Raw genomic sequence first — 13713 nt, 5'->3', positions numbered from 1 at the left:
GAAAAAATCATGTCACAACAAGAAGAAATGAAAAACCTAAGCCTACTGGGCAACAAAGAAACCAACTACATTTTCGAGTATCAACCAGAAGTCCTCGAATCCTTTGACAATCGTCATGTGGAAAATGACTATTTTATCAAATTTAACTGTCCTGAATTTACCTCACTGTGTCCAATCACTGCTCAGCCAGACTTTGCGACGATTTATATTTCCTACATCCCTGACAAGCTCTGTGTTGAGTCAAAATCCCTCAAACTCTACCTCTTTAGCTACCGAAACCACGGAGATTTCCACGAAAACTGTATCAACACCATCGGGAAAGACTTGATCAACTTGCTAGACCCTCGCTATTTAGAAGTCTGGGGAAAATTCACTCCGCGTGGTGGCATTTCAATCGACCCCTACTACAACTACGGTAAGCCTGGAACTAAGTATGAAGGCTTGGCAGAACAACGCCTCTTCCAACACGACCTTTATCCAGAGAAAATTGACAACCGTTAAACTCATACTCAATGAAAATCAAAAATCAAACTAGGAAGCTAGCCGCAAGTTGCTCAAATCACTGCTTTGAGGTTGTAGATAAGACTGACGAAGTCAGCTCAAAACATGGTTTTGAGGTTGCAGATGGAAGCTGACGTGGTTTGAAGAGATTTTCGAAGAGTATCATACGAAAAAGCCCTGTTCCTCTAGATGAGGAGCAAGGCTTTTTGTTTTTCATTTATTCTTCTGTTCCAAGGAAGTTTTTTGCAACGAGGGCTGCAAGAACTCCACCAGCGATTGGTGCAAGGATGAAAATCCATACTTGTTGAAGGGCTGCACCACCTACCAAGACAGCTGGTGCCAAGCTACGAGCTGGGTTTACTGAAAGTCCAGTAATCTTCAATCCGACAAGAATCATCGCCATCAATGACAAACCGATTACCAAACCAGCAATCGCGCCATTGCCCTTACTTTCTGAAGTCACAGTCATGATAACCAAGACAAACAAGAAAGTTGCGATGATTTCAAACAAGAAACCACCAAAGACAGTGACACCGTTTGCCAAGGCATTTTCACCAAGGCTAGCAGTTGACATACCTGAATTACCCAAGAGGAAGAAGACTGCGCCAGAAGCGATGAAAGCTCCAACAACCTGACCAAGGATGTAGTTTACAAGTTCTGAAGATGACAAACGTTTGTTAACAAACATAGCAATCGAAACAGCCGGGTTCAAGTGAGCACCTGAAACAGTTCCGATTGAGTAGGCTGCCACCACGATTGCCAAACCAAAGGCAAAGGCGATTCCAAGGTGACCAAGGCCATCAAGACCATTTCCAAAAACAACAGCCCCTGTCCCAACGAACACAAGCATGAACGTACCGATTAACTCAGCGACAAATTTTTTCATTCTCTTTCTCCTTTTTTCAAAAACTAGATACTAGTCTATCAAAAGAGGGAAAAGGTTTCAAGAAAATTGATTGGAAATTTTCAGGATAGAATTCTATAAAAACGGTAGCATTTATTTGAAACATTTTTTCTAAAGTTATATAATGTCAATATAGTTCTAATTAGTTATTCAGTCCCTAATTTGAACTAATTTTTACAACTTTGCTGTTCTTTTATGAACGTTTAAATGGTATCGTGGATACCAAGGAGGAATCATATGTCTAAAGTTGCTATTGTCACAGGTGCAGGTCAAGGAATCGGTTTTGCAATCGCAAAACGATTGGTTCAAGATGGCTTTAAGGTAGGAGTCTTAGACTACAATCCAGAAACAGCTGAAAAAGCTGTTGCAGAATTATCAGCTGAAAATGCCTTCGCTGTCGTGGCCGATGTTTCGAAACAGGCCGAAGTTTCACAAGCATTTCAAAAGGTTGTTGACCATTTTGGTGATTTGAATGTTGTCGTAAATAACGCTGGTGTTGCTCCAACTACTCCTCTTGATACAATTACTGAGGAACAATTTACACGCACTTTCGGTATCAACGTTGGTGGTGTCATTTGGGGTTCACAAGCTGCACAAGCGCAATTTAAAGCACTTGGCCACGGAGGTAAAATTATCAACGCAACTTCTCAAGCCGGTGTAGTCGGCAATCCAAATCTAACTGTTTATGGTGGAACCAAATTTGCTGTTCGTGGAATTACGCAAACATTAGCACGTGATCTAGCAGACTCAGGAATCACTGTTAACGCCTACGCACCAGGTATTGTGAAAACACCAATGATGTACGACATCGCTCATGAAGTTGGTAAAAATGCAGGAAAAGATGACGAGTGGGGTATGCAGACATTTGCAAAAGATATTACTCTAAAACGTCTATCTGAACCAGAAGATGTGGCTGCTGCTGTCAGCTTCCTTGCAGGACCAGATTCAAACTACATTACAGGACAAACCATTATCGTTGATGGTGGTATGCAATTCCATTAAGATACACAAAAAGAGGTTGGAAAATGATTCAACCTCTTTTATTAGTCTTCATTATTAGTTAGAAGGATACAATAGAAACTCTCTCAATAGGCAATATTAGCTTATCCCTAGTATTGAAAAGACTGGATTGCTTGTTTCAAGTCATCTTGTAAACTATTTCTCTGATCAAGTTGGACATAGACTTCCAACAAACAGGATCTGAAGTTGGAAAATTTATAAAAATCTTCCCTTTCTTCTATCGAAAAATCAACAGTTTTTATCCAAGAGGTTACTTGCTCTTGCTCCAACTTCCCTTGTAAAATAGGTTCATAGATCACTCTCGCTAAACGCCAATCCTCATCATCTGTAAAACGAATGGTAATTCTTTTAAATAATTGACCAAGTATGTCAAATACTTCATGAACTCTGTTTTTAGGAAAGTCTGGATGACAAACCACCTCTGTCAGTAAATCGGATCCATGTGCAAAAGCGTGAACCCAACCATACTGACTTGAAAAACCTGTTGTATCCTGTTCTTTTGAAAGATAGTGCAAGCCTTGATTTAAAAGAACATTACGAATTTCTGCTTTTAATCCCTGATAGAAAATTGATTGCGGGTTGGCATCCGCAGACAAGAGATTTGCATAAATAAGTGCCCTAAAAGAACGTTCAAGCGTTGAAGTTCCTGTCTTATCAATCTCTTTGTCTAGTCCTCCATCAGATAAAACCGCCTCAGCAATGAAATGAAATTGTTCCTGTGTAAATAGCTCTTCCTGAATCCCTCTAGCCAAACTAGTAAAAACCAATTCATCACGAATCTCTGGATTGGGATCCCCTAAGTGATCAAGCAACCACTGGAGTTCTTCTTGACGATAGCTCGGTTTTTCTTCTGCTATTTTTCTAAGTAACTCTTGATACATGGTCAATACCTCTACATTTCTAGCAACTTGATATAATCTAGACCCCATTTCTCGACAGCGTCTAAAACAACTCTGAATTCCTGCCCCATTTCGGTTAAGCTGTACTCAACTCGTGGTGGAACTTCGGCATAGACCTTTCGTTGAACAATCTTATCCTTTTCTAATTGACGGAGATGACGGGTCAAAATAGTTTGAGTAATCCCAGGCAATAATCTCTGCAATTCTTTAAATCGTTTGGTACCCGTACTCAACTGATAAATGATTACCAGTGCCCATTTCCCCGTTAAAACCCTCTGCGTTGTCGCAAATGGACAAATACCATACTCACTCACTTTATTTGTCATAAAATATCTTCTTTCTATTTTTTTAAAAAAATTTATCTTTTAGTATCAATAAAAGTACTACTTTTGATACTAGCTATCGAAAAAGTGTCTACTTGTTTTTTAGATTGTAACTGTTACAATTATATCATAAAAAAGAAATGGAGAATAGATATGTCAACAAACTTAGAAATTTTCAACGCTTATAACCAAGCTTTAATTGCTGGTGACTTTCCTGGTGTCTTTGAAACGATGGCAGACGATATTATCTGGCATCAACCTGGTACTCATAGTATATCTGGTACAGTTGTTGGTAAGGACAAGCTAGGACCTCACTTGGCTACATTTGCTGAGAAAACTAATGGAACCTTTAAGGTGGTAACAAATTGGGTTTCTGACAATAAGGATTTTGTCGCAGCTAATGTTACTTTTCTTGGAACACGTGCTGATGGTACTGAACTCAATATGAACGGGATTGACCTCTTCCGTATTGAAGACGGAAAAATCAAAGAAGTTTGGCTCTTCTCTTCAGATCAAGCTGAAGAAGATAGCTTTTGGGGATAATTAAAGAGGCCAGGACAAAAAATTTTGATTTTAGGAATTCTTTATTATAAATTTTTAAAATCGATAGATTAGAAAAAAAGCTAACAAGACAGAATTCTGAGTGTCAGATAACTCGTTTTGTTCGCTTTTTATATTTAAAGTTAAACTTTTGTCCCAGACTCTTTTAATTTACTCTCCCAACTGGGCACTGTAGGCGATAATCTGGTCAACCGTGTCTGACAAGAATTGAATGGTATCACGGAGTGGTTTGTCTGTTGAAATATCGGCTCCGATAATCATGGCTGACTCAAGCGGTGTCTTGCTACCACCTGATTTGAGGAGATTGAGCCAGTCTTCAGCTCCATTCTCAGAGTTTTTAAGATGGAGGTAACCAGCTGTCGAGATAACTAGTCCTGCTGAGTAAGTGTAACTATACAAGCCCATGTAGTAGTGAGCTTGGCGCATCCAAGTCAGAGCTGCATCGTCGTCGATTTCAATAGCATCTCCCCAGAAATCCGTCAAAACTTCCTTCATAATGCTGTTGAGTTTGCTTGCCCCAAAGGTTTCTCCTTCTTCAATCAATGTATAAACCTTACGCTGGAAGGCTGCTTCCAAAAGGTGAGTGATAAAGTTATGGAAGTAGGTGTCTGTCAAGCGGTGAGCAAGAGCGAAGCGTTTTTGACGAGGGTCGTCAGACTGGTGCTCCAAGTAATCACTGAGAAGCAATTCATTGAAGGTCGAAGGCGCTTCAACATAGTAGGTCGACATATGGGCGTTGAAGTAGCTTTGGTGATTATCTGAAAAGATGAATTGACCAGAATGCCCAATTTCATGAATCAAGGTATAGACATCGCTCAAACGACCTGTCCAGCTCATGAGGACATAAGGATGCACGCGATATGGGTCTGCCGCATAGCCACCAGAATCCTTACCACTATTGGCAGCAAAGTCCACCCAGCGCTCTTCTTGATAGCGAGCAACTTCCTGACAATATTCTTGTCCCAAAGGTTCTACCGACTTCATGACCAAATCATAGGCGTCGTCAATGGTCACTTGAGGATTGAGGGCACTATCCAAATCCAATTTCCAGTCTGCAAAGGTCATCTTTTCAAGACCATTTACCTTGGCAACATGCTTGAGGTATCTCTGAGCAACGGGCGCAAAATCCTTCATGATGAGGTCAATCTGACGATCAAACATAGCACGGTTCACTTCTTGCTCAACCAGGAGATAATCAAAGACTGAGTCGTAACCCTTCATATCTGCTAGTAGTTTTTCAGACTTGACTTGGGCTAGATAGGCTGCAGCGGCCGTATTTTGGTGCTTACGAAGTCCCTCTGAGAAGGAACGGAAGGATTTCTCACGAACCTCAGCATCCTCATGGTTTTGGTAGAAGTTTTCATAGGTAACAAAGCTGTTTTTGTAGGTCTTGCCATGGGCTTCAAAGTCAGCCATTTCAAAATCCCCAGCTCGCATCTTAGTGTAAATGTCCTGCGGACTGTAGAAAACTTCTCCTAAATTGGTCAATGCCTTCTCCACATCAGCCCCTAAGTAGTGGGCTTTTTTGATTTTTGCCTGACGAATGGCCGCCGTCAAATGAGGTAATTCACCCAAACGATCCAAGACTTCCTCATCAGCTTCCACCAAGGCATCGTCAAAGAAGGTCAAGGCTACACTGGCATCTGTTTCAAATTCCATCCCAGCTTGGGCGATATTGGCAAATTCTTCATTGCTATAGTCTGTCGTCTGAGGCATAAAACCATAGTTTCCAATATGGCTCATCTGAATGTAGATTTGTTCCAATTCCGCAAAGGCCTTTTCAAAATCCTCAAAAGTATGAAGATTGCCCTTGTAATCACGACTAAATTGGTTGATGTCTTCACGAGCCTTCTCGATCGCACGTAAGAAATCCTCACGATCTTGGTATAGGGCTGTTAAATCCCAAAGTTCCTTCTCTGGAAATTCTGAACGGTGTTTTTGTTCCATTTTCTTCCTCTTATTTCTCTAATTCTAATAAAACACTAAGGGCTGATAAAGCGTAAAGTGGTGCTGTTTCTGCTCGCAAAATACGAGGTCCAAGTCCTGCTAAGACTGATCCCTTAGCTTCGAAACTCTCAATTTCTGCAGGTGACAGGCCACCTTCTGGACCAAAGATAAAGAGCAGTTTGGCTCCTTTTTCAAGACCAGAGACCGCTTGTAAGAGCGCAGCGGCTTCACCTTCTTTTGCCGACTCTTCATAAGCCACTACGATGCGGTCAAATTGGTCTAGTTGGGCTAGAAAATCTGATTTTTTCTCGAAAAGTGTGACACTCGGTACTAGATTACGCTTGCTTTGTTCTGCTGCTCCAAGAGCAATTTTTTCTAGTTTTTCAACCTTTTTACCCAATTTTTTGCCATCCCATTTGGCGACCGACCAGTCAGCAGGAAAGGCCCAGATTTGACTGGCACCTAGTTCGGTTACTTTCTGAGTAATAAATTCCAGCTTGTCTCCCTTGGGAAAACCAGAGGCGATGGTCACTTGGATTGGCAGTTCCACATTGTCATCTAACTCTTCAACCAACTCAAACTGACGGGCTTCCACATCCAGCACACGCGCCAAGCGCTTAATTCCATCATCAAAGACCAAAGTCACCTCATCATCTTCTTTCAAGCGCATAACCTGAAACATATGTTTGCTGGTTTCCTTGTCCTCGATGGTGACAGGAGAGATAGCACTGCCTTTGACAAAATACTGTTGCATGCTAGCCTCCAATCACACCGGAAATATCCTTGGTTTTCTTAAAGACACAGGCATTCCATTCCCCTTGAACCATGTGAGTTTCAAGGAAAAATCCAGCTGACTCAGCCGACTCGCGCACCATGTCCCACTTGTCCTTGATAATCCCACTCATGATGAGGTAGCCTTCATCCTTGATCAAACGATAAGCATCATCCGTCAGATGAATGAGGATATCCGCCAAGATATTAGCTACAATCACATCTGCCTCAATCTCAACTCCCTTAAGCAAGTCTCCTGCTGCTACATGGATATTTTCCATGCCAGAGTTTAGCTCAATATTTTCCTGAGCAACCCGAACTGCCACATCATCTAGGTCGTAGGCAAAAATTTCTTTGGCACCCAGAAGCGAGCTAGCAATAGAAAGAACTCCTGAACCAGTCCCCACATCTAGCACCGTTTCGCCACCACGAAGAACCTGCTCCAAGGCAAAGAGACTCATCTTAGTAGTTGGATGCGTCCCAGTTCCAAAAGCCATGCCAGGATCCAGCTTGATAATCTTTTCCCCAGCAGTCGCCTCGTAGTCCGTCCACGACGGCACGATGGTCAAGTCATGAGTAATTCGAGCTGGTTCATAGTATTTCTTCCAGTTGTCTGCCCAGTCTTCCTCAGCCAAGGCAGTCGTTCCCATCTTGACCTCACCCAAATCCATAAAATCTGTCAATTCTGCTAAGCGAGCCTGTAAGTCCGCCTCAACCACTGCCACATCAACCGTATCAGGATAGTAGGCGGTCACCACAATTTCTTCTTGCTGCTCGACCTCTGGGAAAATCTCGCCGAAACGGTCAACATTTCCCACATAGTCCATGCTGTCTTCAATCGCAACGCCTTGCGCTCCCAGCTCGATCAAGATATTTGAAACCAATTCCTCTCCCTCACGCTTGACTGTAACTTTTAACTCTTGCCATGTTTCCATATTTAAGATACCAAGCCCGTAGAACACAAAGCCAAAATAGGAAATTCTCTGAAGACGCTTGTGTCTAAGAGAAGTTTATCTTTTTAGCACAGTGTTTAGGGCGGGTTCAGTTTAGAAATGTAACTGAACTATCCTTTCTATTTCTCTATGCATTTTTTCATGTAAACCATATCCATACCTTCTTTTTCAGGTTCAATATGGGTTTGATGGTAGCCGTTCTTCTCATAGAAAGCAACCATACCTTCATCCTGTAATACCGTACACAAATCCCACTGTTTAATCATTGGAAATTCCTTTTCCAGCAATTTCAATCCTTCAGAACCATAACCTTTTCCTTGATACTGGGGCAAAATCGCTGCCGTTCCCAGCCAAGCCTCCGTCAACTCTTCATTGGTCTGAACTCGTAAAAATCCGATATTTTCTCCCTTTTCTTTCAAAAAGTAGTAATAGCTATTGGGACGCTCAACCAATTTCCACTTGATTCGTTCACTGTCCTCCAGATAAGGATCATACTCATCTTGATATTTTTCATAGACAGCCTTAAAGCTAGCTCTTTGAATCGCAATGATGGTCTCCAAATCCTCTGCTCCTGCTCGTTCAAGTCTTATCATAAACTTTCCTCCAAATAATCCCTCAATCTACCCTGCAACTGAGGTACAACTTGACTGGAAGTAAGAAATTCCTCGACATTCATTAACTGATAGCCCTGTCCTTCATCTCCAAATACAATCTGGTCAAACTGTTCTTGCGTTAACTTGCCGACTAGAAATACAGATTGTTTATCCGCAAAAAGCATACTTGGATAAACCCTACTCCAAAGCAGACAATCCTCAGTCAGATAAACACCAAGTTCTTCATAAACTTCACGCGCCACGCACTCAAAAGGACTTTCATCCTCCTCTCGTCCCCCACCGGGCAGTTCCCACATATTGGGCCAGGGAATGCTTGCCTTATCATCGCGTAAGATAGTCAGAAGCTTATCCCCACAAAACAAAGCAATCTTACAGCCTGTGAAATCAGAAATTTCTATTTCCATATTAGACTCCTTCGGTTAATTCCTTTTCCAGATCGGCTAACCAGTTTTGATAATAGATTTTCTCATCCCGTAACATCCGACTGCTATTCATTTTCTGTCTAGCAATCTTCATAGCCTTGTGAGTTTGAACTACATCTTTCTTTACCTTAAATTGATACCAAGCTTGAATGACCTGCATATCTGCTGTTTTTAGAGATAAAAAGGATTTGACTCCTCGAATACTTGCATATTCTTCCGCTTTCTTATTATCTCCTTCCATCAGAGCAATTTGAAGAAGGTATAATTGAGAAATAGTTTTAGACATTGGATTATCTGTTTTCTCTAGCACAGACTGCAACTGTTGCTTTGCAAGCTCTATATTATCATCCAATATGAATACCAAGCCCTGAAGAGTCTGAACACTTTCTGCAAAACTCCCTCTCGCCTCCTCATCAACAGGCATGATAAAGTCTTTTAAATCATATTCTTGAGGAGCCAGCAAGGTCTGGGCAGAATGCCTCAACATCAGGTAGGCGTATTTCGTATTTTCAGGGTGTTGTAGTAATTCCCAAATTTTTGCGCCATCGGTGATGCCGACTGGCAAAATGTTATTTAGGAAGAAAGACAAATTAAGAAAAATCCAAGTCCCTGCAAAATACCAGCTTCTTGTCAAAAATCCAAACACTATCGCCAATAATATCAAGCTGATATGAACCATCAAGCCTCCTGAAAGCATCAGGATGATTCTTTGATCACTTTCATCCTCTTTTAAACCAATGTATTGAGCACCAACATTTTTCAGAATGGCTGTTCTACTAAGATGAAACCTGCCTGACTTTTTGGTCAAAATAAAATGTCCTAACCCAAAAGCCACCAGCCGATAGCCTGTCAAGTAGCCACAAAAAGCATGTCCCAGCTCATGAAGAATCAAGATTAAATACATACTTAGAAGAGCGAAGGCATAACCAAAAGTAAAGACTAAAACTGCAGAATACCCCAACTCTGCAAATGCGATTGTTCCACAAGCACAAGCCAGCATAATAAAGACAACAGCTAGCACATAAACCAAATAAATCCCAATTTTCTTCATAAAATCTCCATCCAACTCCTAGTATCTCGGATAAGGATAAAACTCTCCCTCTTCCAAGCCTACTTTTCCTTCTTCAAAGACTTCTTGGTTCCATTCCATGACAAATTCTTCTGCTTCTGGGTCTTCCAAAAAGTCCATAAGGGCATCTAGTCCAACCTCGGCAGTATCTTTAAGGAATAGCGCAAAATAAGCTAAAAATTCGCGAGAAAATCCTTTTTTAGGCAGGTAAGGAATAACAGTCAAATAGTCTTCCTCATTGACAGTTGACTTAGCAGGATTGTAAAAAAGCACTGCTTCTTCAAAGAGAATATCATCCGATGAAACCTCTCCATCCTCATCCACCATCTCCACACCTGCAGCATTTTGCGCTTCCAATAGAAAACTCACTTCAACCGCGTGGTTGCGCTTGTCCCAACTAATCTCAAAGTCAAAGGGAAAATTCTTCTCCAACTCTTCCTCTAAAACATCTAAAAATCCGTATGTTGCCATTTTGTCCTCTTTCTATGCGACTCTTTAATCGCCCCGATTGCTCGGAAATATGCTAAAATAGATACTACCATCTTACCACATATGTATCAGAAAATCCACGCTAGAAAGGACTGCTATGCCAGACAATCTCGCGCTTCGCATGCGCCCTAAAACCATCGACCAGGTCATTGGTCAGGAACATCTGGTTGGGCCTGGAAAAATTATCCGCCGCATGGTGGAAGCCAACCGCCTGTCCTCCATGATTCTTTATGGACCTCCTGGAATTGGCAAGACCAGTATTGCCTCTGCCATCGCAGGGACGACCAAGTATGCCTTTCGAACTTTCAATGCGACAGTTGATAGTAAAAAGCGACTGCAAGAAATTGCGGAAGAGGCTAAATTCTCTGGTGGTCTCGTCCTATTACTAGACGAGATTCATCGACTGGATAAGACCAAACAAGACTTCCTCCTGCCACTCTTGGAAAGTGGACTAGTCATCATGATTGGCGCTACGACTGAAAATCCTTTCTTTTCTGTCACTCCTGCCATTCGTAGTCGTGTTCAAATTTTTGAGTTGGAACCTCTGTCTAACCAAGACGTCAAAGAGGCCCTACAGATAGCTCTAAATAACCCTGAACGTGGTTTTGATTTTCCAGTAGAACTAGATGAGGATGCGCTGGACTTCATTGCCACCTCTACAAACGGAGACCTTCGCTCTGCCTTCAACTCACTGGATTTGGCAGTTCTATCTACCCCTGAGAATGACGAGGGCATCCGCCATATCACCCTAGACATAATGGAAAATAGTCTTCAGAGAAGCTACATTACCATGGACAAGGATGGAGACGGTCACTATGATGTTCTATCTGCCCTGCAAAAGTCTATCCGTGGCTCAGATGTTGATGCCAGTCTTCACTATGCTGCCCGCTTGATTGATGCTGGTGATTTGCCAAGTCTCGCTCGTCGTTTGACTGTTATCGCTTATGAAGATATCGGTTTGGCCAATCCTGAAGCCCAGATTCACACCGTGACTGCTCTGGATGCTGCCCAGAAGATTGGGTTCCCAGAAGCCCGCATTCTCATTGCCAATGTCGTCATTGATTTAGCCCTTTCTCCAAAATCCAACTCAGCCTATATAGCTATGGACAAGGCTCTCGCTGACCTCAAAACATCAGGGCACTTGCCTATTCCGCGACACCTGCGTGATGGGCACTACAGTGGAAGCAAGGAACTGGGGAATGCCCAAGACTATCTCTATCCACACAACTATCCTGGAAATTGGGTCAAGCAAGACTATCTGCCAGAAAAAATTCGTAATCATCACTATTTCCAAGCAGAAGATACTGGTAAATATGAACGGGCTTTGGCTCAAAGAAAGGAAACTATCGACCGTTTGCGAAAAATCTGAAATCCTTTTCAAAAAATTGCACTTTCCTCTTGATTTTTTTTGAAAAAGTGGTATCATATAAACATAGAAACGCTGTGGTGTACGACTTCACACTTAAGTGTTGACCGACTATTTTTTGTATTATTAGGGAAACAAAAGTCTTCTAACAGCATGTAGGCCGTCTCACACGGAAACAGCTTCAGTTAGAGCGAGTTGCCCACCTGCTTAATTGCGCGGGTTCAATACAAACCGTGAAGTTTCGGCACCAATACAGCTTTTTTCTTTGCCTCCTTAGCTCAGCTGGCAGAGCAGCGGACTCTTAATCCGTGGGTCACAGGTTCGATCCCTGTAGGGGGCATCTACATACAACAGGAAAAGTCTTGGAACCAAGGTTTTTTTGCTTAAATAAAATTTTTTTCAAATTCTTTAGAAAACTAGCTTAAATCATAATCCAACACCAATTTTACAAATACTATAAACTAAGCTTATATACCCAAAACACAAAAAGTTCTCTTTCCATTTTGCTAGAAAGAGAACTTTTTCTTTAGGAGAAATAACTTAATTTTTAATCGATTCGTGATAGCTTAGCTGGCACTGTTAAGTAATAAGTTGCAGTCAAGCTTGCTTCACCTTGATTGACAAAAATCTCGATGGAATTTTTATCTAAAATAACATCCAATTCTTTAGCTTCAATATCTACATACCGTCGGCTAGTGTCCTGTTCTTCTTCACCGAGGATTTTCTGAGCCAGATGACTACGATCAATATAGACTTGCTTGGCTGTGCTATCATAACCAAACTCTAGATAATCTGTATCGCTTCCCAAACGGTAACGCTGATTACCATCAATTTGAATGTGATGGCCCCCTTGCTTGATAGGAGTTTGGAATAACTTCCCATCCTTCAATCGAAGTACACGAGGTAAAGTCATGGCACATGCCCACTTGTGTTCTTTGTCATGGGTTGGAAGGGTACGTCCCCATGTCTGCATCCAAGCAATCAGGATACGACGATTTTGATCGTCCAGCAATGTTTGAGGCGCATAAAAGTCTTGGCCATGATCAATTTCTTGAACTGATTCTGGGATAAAACGTTTTTCTCCCCAATCTACCTTACCCGTAAACAAAACCGATGAGTTGATGTTATGATATGAGTCTCCCTCACGCTGATAATGCATGGGTGACATAATAAGGCAATCCTTCCCATCTAACTCAAAGTAATCTGGGCATTCCCACATAAAGCCTTGGTGTTCTACCCCTTTTAAAAAGATGGATTCGAACTGCCATTCTACTAGGTTATCGGACCCTAGTAGAACGATACAGCCCACATTATCCTTGTGTTTGGCAGCTACTACGGAGTAATAGCGTCCATCTTTTTCAAAGAGTTTTGGATCACGGAAATCAGCAGCAATCAACTCATCTGGCAAGTCTGCTCCAGTTGCAACTGGATTTTGTTCAATCTTTTCAAAGTGAATCCCGTCGTCTGAAAATGCTATATTTTGCACTTGGCGGACACCGGTTTCTTCTTCGATATGCCCAGTATACATGAGCCATAGGCGATCATCCTTGACAATGGCAGAGCCTGAGAAACATCCATTGCGGTCGTAGCCTTGGTCAGGAGCAAGTGCCACTGGCAAGTGCTCCCAAGTCACCAAGTCCTTACTTTTAGCATGACCCCAGTGCATAGGCCCCCAAACACTATCATAAGGATAGAATTGATAAAAGAGATGGTATTCTCCACGAAAATAGACAAATCCATTTGGATCATTGATCCAACCAATCTCAGCTGAAAAATGTTCTTTAGGCTTATATTGAGTATTTACGAGATGTTTATTTTCTGCTATAAAACGATTGGCTTTTTCTACTGTGTATTTCTTATCTCCCATAATCAAC

The 13713-nt window shown here is 41.8% G+C and carries 16 protein-coding genes and 1 tRNA gene; 6 read left to right on the top strand and 11 right to left on the bottom strand.

The window, feature by feature from the left end:
- The first annotated feature begins 9 nt into the window (after positions 1 to 9).
- On the top strand, positions 10 to 501 hold the full coding sequence (queF, locus tag OVN23_RS05100; RefSeq protein WP_267240728.1) for a preQ(1) synthase: 492 nt from the start codon (positions 10 to 12) through the stop codon (positions 499 to 501).
- Between the two features lie 11 nt (positions 502 to 512).
- The gene (locus tag OVN23_RS05095) at positions 513 to 635 is read left to right on the top strand and encodes a hypothetical protein (protein ID WP_259391141.1); all 123 of its coding nucleotides are present in this window, start codon (positions 513 to 515) and stop codon (positions 633 to 635) included.
- A gap of 83 nt (positions 636 to 718) precedes the next feature.
- Here the strand turns inward: OVN23_RS05095 and OVN23_RS05090 are convergent, their stop codons facing one another.
- Positions 719 to 1387, bottom strand: coding sequence for an MIP/aquaporin family protein (locus tag OVN23_RS05090; protein ID WP_173233180.1), 669 nt, complete (start codon positions 1385 to 1387; stop codon positions 719 to 721).
- A 255-nt stretch (positions 1388 to 1642) separates the two neighbouring features.
- Here OVN23_RS05090 and OVN23_RS05085 point away from each other — a divergent pair, with 255 nt between their 5' ends.
- Entirely contained in the window at positions 1643 to 2407 is a 765-nt protein-coding gene (locus tag OVN23_RS05085) for a (S)-acetoin forming diacetyl reductase (protein ID WP_267240727.1), read from the top strand.
- Between the two features lie 107 nt (positions 2408 to 2514).
- Here OVN23_RS05085 and OVN23_RS05080 read toward each other — a convergent pair whose 3' ends face one another.
- Positions 2515 to 3306 carry a DUF2785 domain-containing protein gene (locus tag OVN23_RS05080; RefSeq protein ID WP_267240786.1) on the bottom strand — a complete coding sequence of 264 codons (792 nt, stop codon included), beginning with the start codon at positions 3304 to 3306 and terminating at the stop codon, positions 2515 to 2517.
- Between the two features lie 11 nt (positions 3307 to 3317).
- Positions 3318 to 3650: a winged helix-turn-helix transcriptional regulator gene (locus OVN23_RS05075; protein WP_000182730.1), complete on the bottom strand. Its 333-nt coding sequence runs from the start codon at positions 3648 to 3650 to the stop codon at positions 3318 to 3320.
- 150 nt (positions 3651 to 3800) lie between these two features.
- On the opposite strand from OVN23_RS05075, the gene OVN23_RS05070 reads away from it, so the two are divergent.
- Positions 3801 to 4190 (top strand): nuclear transport factor 2 family protein, encoded by a 390-nt coding sequence (locus tag OVN23_RS05070; RefSeq protein ID WP_261024958.1) that lies wholly within the window; start codon positions 3801 to 3803, stop codon positions 4188 to 4190.
- Between the two features lie 168 nt (positions 4191 to 4358).
- Here OVN23_RS05070 and pepF read toward each other — a convergent pair whose 3' ends face one another.
- The 7 genes from pepF to OVN23_RS05035 all read right to left on the bottom strand — a co-directional run bounded on the left by pepF (position 4359) and on the right by OVN23_RS05035 (position 10455).
- Entirely contained in the window at positions 4359 to 6155 is a 1797-nt protein-coding gene (gene pepF, locus OVN23_RS05065) for an oligoendopeptidase F (RefSeq protein WP_267240726.1), read from the bottom strand.
- A 10-nt stretch (positions 6156 to 6165) separates the two neighbouring features.
- The gene (locus OVN23_RS05060; RefSeq protein ID WP_164226094.1) at positions 6166 to 6909 is read right to left on the bottom strand and encodes a 16S rRNA (uracil(1498)-N(3))-methyltransferase; all 744 of its coding nucleotides are present in this window, start codon (positions 6907 to 6909) and stop codon (positions 6166 to 6168) included.
- A gap of 1 nt (position 6910) precedes the next feature.
- Positions 6911 to 7861: a 50S ribosomal protein L11 methyltransferase gene (gene prmA / locus OVN23_RS05055; protein WP_173233186.1), complete on the bottom strand. Its 951-nt coding sequence runs from the start codon at positions 7859 to 7861 to the stop codon at positions 6911 to 6913.
- Between the two features lie 137 nt (positions 7862 to 7998).
- Positions 7999 to 8472 carry a GNAT family N-acetyltransferase gene (locus tag OVN23_RS05050; RefSeq protein ID WP_173233188.1) on the bottom strand — a complete coding sequence of 158 codons (474 nt, stop codon included), beginning with the start codon at positions 8470 to 8472 and terminating at the stop codon, positions 7999 to 8001.
- Entirely contained in the window at positions 8469 to 8897 is a 429-nt protein-coding gene (locus OVN23_RS05045; protein WP_173233190.1) for an NUDIX hydrolase, read from the bottom strand. Before OVN23_RS05045 ends, OVN23_RS05050 begins: the two co-directional genes overlap by 4 nt.
- A 1-nt stretch (position 8898) precedes the next feature.
- Entirely contained in the window at positions 8899 to 9966 is a 1068-nt protein-coding gene (locus OVN23_RS05040; RefSeq protein ID WP_267240725.1) for a M50 family metallopeptidase, read from the bottom strand.
- 18 nt (positions 9967 to 9984) lie between these two features.
- Positions 9985 to 10455, bottom strand: coding sequence for a DUF3013 family protein (locus tag OVN23_RS05035; RefSeq protein ID WP_000257122.1), 471 nt, complete (start codon positions 10453 to 10455; stop codon positions 9985 to 9987).
- A gap of 115 nt (positions 10456 to 10570) precedes the next feature.
- Here OVN23_RS05035 and OVN23_RS05030 point away from each other — a divergent pair, with 115 nt between their 5' ends.
- A complete protein-coding gene (locus OVN23_RS05030) occupies positions 10571 to 11842 on the top strand; it encodes a replication-associated recombination protein A (RefSeq protein ID WP_267240724.1) in 1272 nt (423 codons plus the stop codon).
- 264 nt (positions 11843 to 12106) lie between these two features.
- Positions 12107 to 12179 (top strand) — tRNA-Lys (locus tag OVN23_RS05025).
- Between the two features lie 207 nt (positions 12180 to 12386).
- Here OVN23_RS05025 and OVN23_RS05020 read toward each other — a convergent pair.
- Positions 12387 to 13706, bottom strand: coding sequence for a glycoside hydrolase family 32 protein (locus tag OVN23_RS05020; RefSeq protein ID WP_267240723.1), 1320 nt, complete (start codon positions 13704 to 13706; stop codon positions 12387 to 12389).
- Positions 13707 to 13713: the final 7 nt, after the last annotated feature.

The sequence above is a fragment of the Streptococcus sp. Marseille-Q6488 genome, assembly GCF_946902925.1.
Classification (GTDB): Bacteria; Bacillota; Bacilli; order Lactobacillales; family Streptococcaceae; genus Streptococcus.
Note: the sequence above shows the minus strand (reverse complement) of the source record. Positions and strands in the feature narration are given on the sequence as shown.

What these genes read in the sequence shown, in the direction of transcription:
- queF (WP_267240728.1), top strand. Translation starts at nt 10, where the DNA reads ATGTCACAACAAGAAGAAATGAAAAACCTAAGCCTACTGGGCAACAAA.
- OVN23_RS05095 (WP_259391141.1), top strand. Translation starts at nt 513, where the DNA reads ATGAAAATCAAAAATCAAACTAGGAAGCTAGCCGCAAGTTGCTCAAAT.
- OVN23_RS05090 (WP_173233180.1), bottom strand. Translation starts at nt 1,387, where the DNA reads ATGAAAAAATTTGTCGCTGAGTTAATCGGTACGTTCATGCTTGTGTTC.
- OVN23_RS05085 (WP_267240727.1), top strand. Translation starts at nt 1,643, where the DNA reads ATGTCTAAAGTTGCTATTGTCACAGGTGCAGGTCAAGGAATCGGTTTT.
- OVN23_RS05080 (WP_267240786.1), bottom strand. Translation starts at nt 3,306, where the DNA reads ATGTATCAAGAGTTACTTAGAAAAATAGCAGAAGAAAAACCGAGCTAT.
- OVN23_RS05075 (WP_000182730.1), bottom strand. Translation starts at nt 3,650, where the DNA reads ATGACAAATAAAGTGAGTGAGTATGGTATTTGTCCATTTGCGACAACG.
- OVN23_RS05070 (WP_261024958.1), top strand. Translation starts at nt 3,801, where the DNA reads ATGTCAACAAACTTAGAAATTTTCAACGCTTATAACCAAGCTTTAATT.
- pepF (WP_267240726.1), bottom strand. Translation starts at nt 6,155, where the DNA reads ATGGAACAAAAACACCGTTCAGAATTTCCAGAGAAGGAACTTTGGGAT.
- OVN23_RS05060 (WP_164226094.1), bottom strand. Translation starts at nt 6,909, where the DNA reads ATGCAACAGTATTTTGTCAAAGGCAGTGCTATCTCTCCTGTCACCATC.
- prmA (WP_173233186.1), bottom strand. Translation starts at nt 7,861, where the DNA reads ATGGAAACATGGCAAGAGTTAAAAGTTACAGTCAAGCGTGAGGGAGAG.
- OVN23_RS05050 (WP_173233188.1), bottom strand. Translation starts at nt 8,472, where the DNA reads ATGATAAGACTTGAACGAGCAGGAGCAGAGGATTTGGAGACCATCATT.
- OVN23_RS05045 (WP_173233190.1), bottom strand. Translation starts at nt 8,897, where the DNA reads ATGGAAATAGAAATTTCTGATTTCACAGGCTGTAAGATTGCTTTGTTT.
- OVN23_RS05040 (WP_267240725.1), bottom strand. Translation starts at nt 9,966, where the DNA reads ATGAAGAAAATTGGGATTTATTTGGTTTATGTGCTAGCTGTTGTCTTT.
- OVN23_RS05035 (WP_000257122.1), bottom strand. Translation starts at nt 10,455, where the DNA reads ATGGCAACATACGGATTTTTAGATGTTTTAGAGGAAGAGTTGGAGAAG.
- OVN23_RS05030 (WP_267240724.1), top strand. Translation starts at nt 10,571, where the DNA reads ATGCCAGACAATCTCGCGCTTCGCATGCGCCCTAAAACCATCGACCAG.
- OVN23_RS05020 (WP_267240723.1), bottom strand. Translation starts at nt 13,706, where the DNA reads ATGGGAGATAAGAAATACACAGTAGAAAAAGCCAATCGTTTTATAGCA.